Origin of the sequence: Thiohalocapsa marina, assembly GCF_008632335.1 — a bacterium.
GTDB lineage: Bacteria > Pseudomonadota > Gammaproteobacteria > Chromatiales > Chromatiaceae > Thiohalocapsa > Thiohalocapsa marina.
Genome location: NZ_VWXX01000068.1, coordinates 1 through 5,926, shown reverse-complemented (window position 1 = coordinate 5,926; position 5,926 = coordinate 1). Strand labels below are relative to the sequence as shown.

Annotated in this window: 2 protein-coding genes; one reads left to right on the top strand and one right to left on the bottom strand. The window is 68.8% G+C overall.

The annotated features are described in order from the left end of the window. Positions 1–267: 267 nt before the first annotated feature. Positions 268–3,222: a bifunctional acetate--CoA ligase family protein/GNAT family N-acetyltransferase gene (locus F2Q65_RS19115; RefSeq protein ID WP_150094990.1), complete on the bottom strand. Its 2,955-nt coding sequence runs from the start codon at positions 3,220–3,222 to the stop codon at positions 268–270. Positions 3,223–3,599: 377 nt separating this feature from the next. Between F2Q65_RS19115 and F2Q65_RS19110 the strand changes: the two genes are divergently transcribed. Continuing rightward, the gene (locus F2Q65_RS19110; protein WP_150094989.1) at positions 3,600–5,732 is read left to right on the top strand and encodes a UvrD-helicase domain-containing protein; all 2,133 of its coding nucleotides are present in this window, start codon (positions 3,600–3,602) and stop codon (positions 5,730–5,732) included. The last annotated feature ends 194 nt before the right edge of the window (positions 5,733–5,926 follow it).

Genomic DNA, 5,926 nt, shown 5'->3' with positions numbered 1-5,926 from the left:
CAACGAACGTGATCGGCTGTTCTTTGCTACGCTCTGTCATTGGTCTGCTCCGCTACCTCGGTTGACGATGCTTCAAGTCCATCGCTCATTGTGCCCGCTCTGGGCGCGTTGGAGGAGCGGGGCGGACCATTCCATTACCCTACCGTGGTTTTTTAGAGGTAGAGGGTAGGGTGGACAAGCGAAGCGCCGTCCACCAACACCACCGCTACCAATGCCAACCAATGCCGACTACGCGCACCACAATCCGCTAACGGCTGTTTGCTGCCATCAGGGTGTTTCGATACTGAGCCGGACCTTGACGATGTCCAGATCCTCCGGATCGCGCTGCAGGCTGAAGCCGAGCACCTTGCACAGTTTCAGCATCGTCCGGTTGTCGCGCAGCACGTCGCCCACCACCTCCTGGATGCCGCGCTGGCGGGCGTATTCGATGATCCGGCGCACGAGCAGGATCCCCAGGCCCATGCCCGCCATGTCGTGGCGCACCAGCACGGCATATTCGGCGCTCCGGCCATCGGCACCGGCGTTGAGGCTCACCACGCCATGGATGCGGCTGCGTCCGGGCACCCCCGGATCCGCCAGCACCAGCGCCATGTCACGATCGTAGTCGATCTGGGTAAACCTGGCCGCCGCCACGTGGCTCAATGTGCGCATGGGCGCGAAGAAGCGCAGCCGGGCCTCCTCCGGCGTGAGCCCGGCGACGGCCTCCTGTAGCGCCGGCTCGTCTTCCGGCAGGATCGGGCGCAGTAGCAGCGTGCGGCCGTCGCCCAGGGGCACCTTCTGCTCCAGTTCCCGCGGATAGGGGCGAATGGCCAGTCGCTGGTTGTTCGTTGCGGCAACCGCGGCAGCGTCGATGCACACCCGCGCGTCCCGGGCGATGACCCCGTGGCCAGTCACCAGCAGCGCGTCGATCGTCAAGGCGCGCATGGCCGGCAGGTCACACACCAGTTGCGACAGTCGCACCAGCGCCAGCGCTGCTGCATCCAGCGCCGCCGCATCCAGCGCCCTTGCTTCCAGCGCCTTCGCATCCAGTGCCTTCGCTGACGCGCGAGCCGTCGACAGCAACCGCCGAAGGATGCCTGTGCGCGACAGCAACTCATGCGCCAGGCGCAGGTTCAACGGCGGCAGCCCCAGTGCGGCCTCGGCATCCAGAGCATAATCAGTCCCGAAACCAGTCCCGCAGCCAGTCCCGCAGCCGGTCCCGCAGCCGGTCTCGCCGCTGGCCGCGTCACCAGGCCAACAGCTGTCATCGCCGCCGGTCCCCCAACCAGTCGCACAGCGGCTCGGGAGGTGATTGCCCCCCGGACCGGCCAGGATCAGCGGTCCGAATCGGGGGTCGTCGACCACCCCCAGGGTCAGCGCCAGGGTGCCGTTGGCTGTCGTGCCGCCGGGCCGTCCTGCCTGTTGCAACGCCGCTGCTGTTGCCGTGCTCCGTCCGACCTGCGGCGATGCTGTTGTTGCTCCGGCCTGCTGTGCCGCCATATTCGCGTCCCCAGCCAACTGCGTCGGCGCCCATTCGATGCCATAGGCCGACAGCAGTTGCCCGGATTCATCGACGCTCAGCCGGCCGTTGCGGGCCGTCCAGTCTTCGGCGGCGATGCCTTGCAGCAGTGCCCGCGCCTGCTCCCGATGCGGGTAATCCTCGTCGGGCAGCGACGGTGGGGTCTCGGTGAGCATCTGCTGATTGCGCTGGTGCCGGGCCAGATACATGAAACCGCGCACCGCATGCTCTGGCGTGTCGAAGCTGGGGATGCCCTGTGCCGCGAAGGCCTTGCGGGCGTGCTGCATGCTGCACTCGCCCACCCAGCAGGTCAGCAGCAGCGGGGCGCCGACCGTTGCCGCTGGCCCCGCGGTGTCGATGACGGCCTGGGCGGCCTCATCCGCCGAGCTCAGGGCGCTGGGACAATGCAGCACCAGCAGGGCGTCCGCGGCAGGCTCGCGGCGCAGGATCTCCAGCGTCGCACGGTAGCGCTTGCCGTCGGCATCGGCGCCCAGATACACCGGATTGGTCCGCGACCAGGCGGCCGGCAGCCGTTGCGCCAGCGCCTGCCGGGTTGGCTCCGACAGCGTCGCCAGCCGGCCGCCCTGATGGATCAGCTCATCGGCGGCCAGCATGGCCATCCCGCCGGCGTTGCCCAGGATGAGCAAACGATCGCCGCAGCGTGGTCTCGGCGTTGACAGGATCGACGCCGCGTCGAACAGTTCCGCCAGCCGATACACCCGCAGCAGTCCGGCGCGTCGAAAGGCCGCATCGTAGGCGGCATCGCTGCTGGCGCCCATGCCGCCCGCCGTGTCCTCGGGCCCGGCCCGCCGCAGGTCGGCACAGCGCCCGGCCTTGACCACAATCACGGGCTTCATGCGCGCTGCCGCTCGCCCCGCAGACATGAAGTGGCGGGCATCGTCGATGGCCTCCACATACAACAGGATGCCCCGGGTCCCCGGATCGCCGGCCAGATGGTCCAGCAGGTCACCAAAGCCCACATCCGCCATGTCACCCAGCGAGATCAGATGCGAAAAGCCGATGCCGCGGGGCTCCGCCCAGTCGATCACGGCGTTGACCATGGCGCCGGACTGGGCCACAAAGGCCAGATTCCCCGCAAGGGCAGGGCGATGGGCCAGACTGGCGTTCAGCCGCCGCCCCGGCACCAACAGCCCCAGGCTGTCTGGCCCGATCAGCCGCAGCCCGTGGCGCCTGGCCGCCGCCCGCGCCGCGTCCCGCAGCTCGGCACGGCTCGACTCGCCGGCACCGCCAAGGCGACCAGGCCTGCCCAGACCATCCTGCTCAGCCTGCCCCTCTTGCTCCCGCTGCTGGTCCTGCGGGTTCTGCCCGTTCTGCCCGCCTTGCGCCCACTGCTTGTCCTGCCCGTCCTCTCCGCCTTGCTCGCGCTGCTGCCGCTGCTCGCCGGAGCCGCCTCCGTCCGTGCTGATCGCAACTGCCGCCAGCGTGCCGCGCTCACCCAGGGCCTCGATCAGCGCCGGCAGCGCCGCCAGGGGCGCGCAGATCACCGCCAGATCCGGCGCATGCGGCAACGCAGCCACATCCGCCACGGCGCGCAGCCCGGCAACGCTCCTGCGGCGCGCCGTCACCGGCGTGATAGTCCCCTTGAAGCCACCCTTGATCAGATTGCGCGCCAGCACCCCGGCAGCGCGGCCCCGCGGATCCCCGGCATCGACCAGCGCAATCGACCCAGGATTAAAAAAGCCATCCAGACAACGGTAGAACATGGCGTAAATCACCAAACCTCGTCACAGCGTAGGGAGGACAATTTTCTGGTGGACGGCGCTTCGCTTGTCCACCCTACGCAAAATCATCATAACCGTAGGGTGGACAAGCGCAGCGCCGTCCACCAGCAGGTAGTGCGGACAACCGCAGCACCGTCCACCAGCAGGTAGTGCGGACAACCGCAGCCCCATCCACCAGACGCCAGCAGGTAGGGTGGACAAGCGCAGCGCCGTCCACCAAAGCGCAAGTAGCCAGGGCGGACAACCGCAGCCCCATCCACCAAAGCGCAAGCAGCCAGGGCGGACAACCGCAGCCCCATCCACCAAAGCGCAAGCAGCCAGGGTAGACAACCGCCGCGCCCTCCACCATGCTCCACCCCATGCAAGGACTCAACCCCCGCCAGGCCGAAGCCGTACGCCATGTCGGCGGGCCGCTGCTGGTCATCGCCGGCGCCGGCTCCGGCAAGACCCGCGTCATCACGCGCAAGATCGCCTACCTGATCGCCGAGCGCGGCCTGCCGGCGCGCGCCATCTGCGCCCTGACCTTCACCAACAAGGCCGCCCGCGAGATGAAGGCCCGCGTGGCGCAACTGCTCAAGGGCCGCGCCGGGCACGGACTCACCGTCTCCACCTTCCACACCTTCGGCCTCAACCTGCTGCGTCGCGAGGCCGAGGCCGCCGGCCTGCGCCCGGGCTTCTCCCTGTTCGACCCCCAGGACGGCGAGACCGTGCTCAAGGAGCACCTGCGCACCGCCGGTCTGCTCGAGGCCGTCACCCCCGCCGCCGCCCTCGGCCGCATCTCCCGCTGGAAGAACGACCTCATCGACCCGGCCCGCGCCGCCAGCTGCGCCGAAGACGCCTTCGAGGCCCAGCTCGCGCAGCTGTACCAAGACTACGAACGCAGCCTGGCCGCCTACAACGCGGTAGACTTCGATGACCTGATCCGGCGCCCGGTGCAGCTGCTCAGCAGCCGCGCCGACATCCGCGAGACCTGGCAGCAACGCATCCGCCACCTGCTGGTCGACGAATACCAGGACACCAACGGCGCCCAGTACGAGCTGGTGCGCCTGCTGGTCGGCCCCCGCGGTGCCTTTACCGTGGTCGGCGACGACGACCAGTCCATCTACGCCTGGCGTGGCGCCCGGCCGGAGAACCTGGCCCGCCTGCGCGACGACTATCCCACCCTCAAGGTCGTCATGCTGGAGCAGAACTACCGCTCCAGCGCGCGCATCCTCAAGCTGGCCAACGGCCTCATCGCCAACAACCCGCACATCTTCCAGAAGCGCCTGTGGAGCGAACTCGGCCCCGGCGAGCCCGCCCGCGTGCTCATCTGCCGCGACGAGACCCACGAGGCCGAGCGCGTCGCCGGCGAGATCCTGCACGGCCATGTCACCAAGGGCCGTGCCTACGGTGATGTCGCCATCCTCTACCGCGGCAACCACCAGGCGCGGCTGTTCGAGCAGGCCCTGCGCACGCTCAACATCCCGTACTTCCTCACCGGCGGCACCTCGTTCTTCGCCCGCGCCGAGGTCAAGGACGTGATGGCCTACCTGCGCCTGCTGGCCAACCCCGACGACGACGCCGCCTTCCTGCGCATCGTCAACGTACCGCGCCGCGAGATCGGCCCCGGCACCCTGGAGCAGCTGGCCCAGGTCGCCGCCCAGCGCCGAGTCAGCCTGCTCGCCGCCTGCACCGACCTTGCGCTGAGCGAGCACCTGGGCCAGCGCCAGTGCCGGCGGCTGGCGGAGTTCGCCGACTGGATCCAGACCGCCGCCCAGCACGCCCACAGCGAACCCGTCGCCACCGTGCGCACGCTGATCGACACCATGGACTACGCCGGCTGGCTCAAGGACAACAGCCCCAGCCTGGCCGCCGCCGAGCGGCGCATCGACAACGTCCACGACCTCATCGGCTGGCTCGAGACCCTGAGCGGCGAGCGCCAGACTGGCCAGCGGACGGGTCAGCAAAACGCCCAGCAGGGCGACCAGCAAACCAGCCAGCAATCAGGACAGCCACCGGTGCAACCAACGGACCAGCGCACCGGGGATGCCGCCGCGCCAAGGCGTTCAGCCCGCAAGGACACCCTCGCCGACATGGTCGCCCACCTGTCCCTGCTCGACGTGCTCGAGCGCCAGGAGGAAGAAGAAGGCGGCGACCGCGTACACCTCATGACCCTGCACGCCGCCAAGGGCCTGGAGTTTCCGCATGTCTTCCTGGTCGGCATGGAAGAAGAACTGCTGCCCCACCGCACCAGCATCGAAGAAGACAGCATCGAAGAAGAACGCCGCCTGGCCTACGTCGGCATCACCCGCGCCCGCAACAGCCTCACCTTCACCCGCGCCCGCCGCCGCCGCCGCTACGGCGAGACCGTCATCTGCGACCCCAGCCGCTTCCTCGACGAACTCCCCGGCGCCGACCTCGACCACCCCGACCAACGCGAGCAAAGCAGCGAAGAACGCCGCCAGCGCGGCAAGGCCCACCTCTCTGCCCTCAAGGACCTGCTCGGCGCCTGAATACAACGCCGATGGCGTGCCGCGAAGCCGCTAAGGCACGATTCAGAAATAACCTACACGGATGCACGGTAGGGCGGATAAGCGAAGCGCATCCGCCACAGGCCACGCACGCCCGAAGCACGGTAGGGCGGATAAGCGAAGCGCATCCGCCACAGGCCACGCACGCCCGAAGCACGGTAGGGCGGATAAGCGAA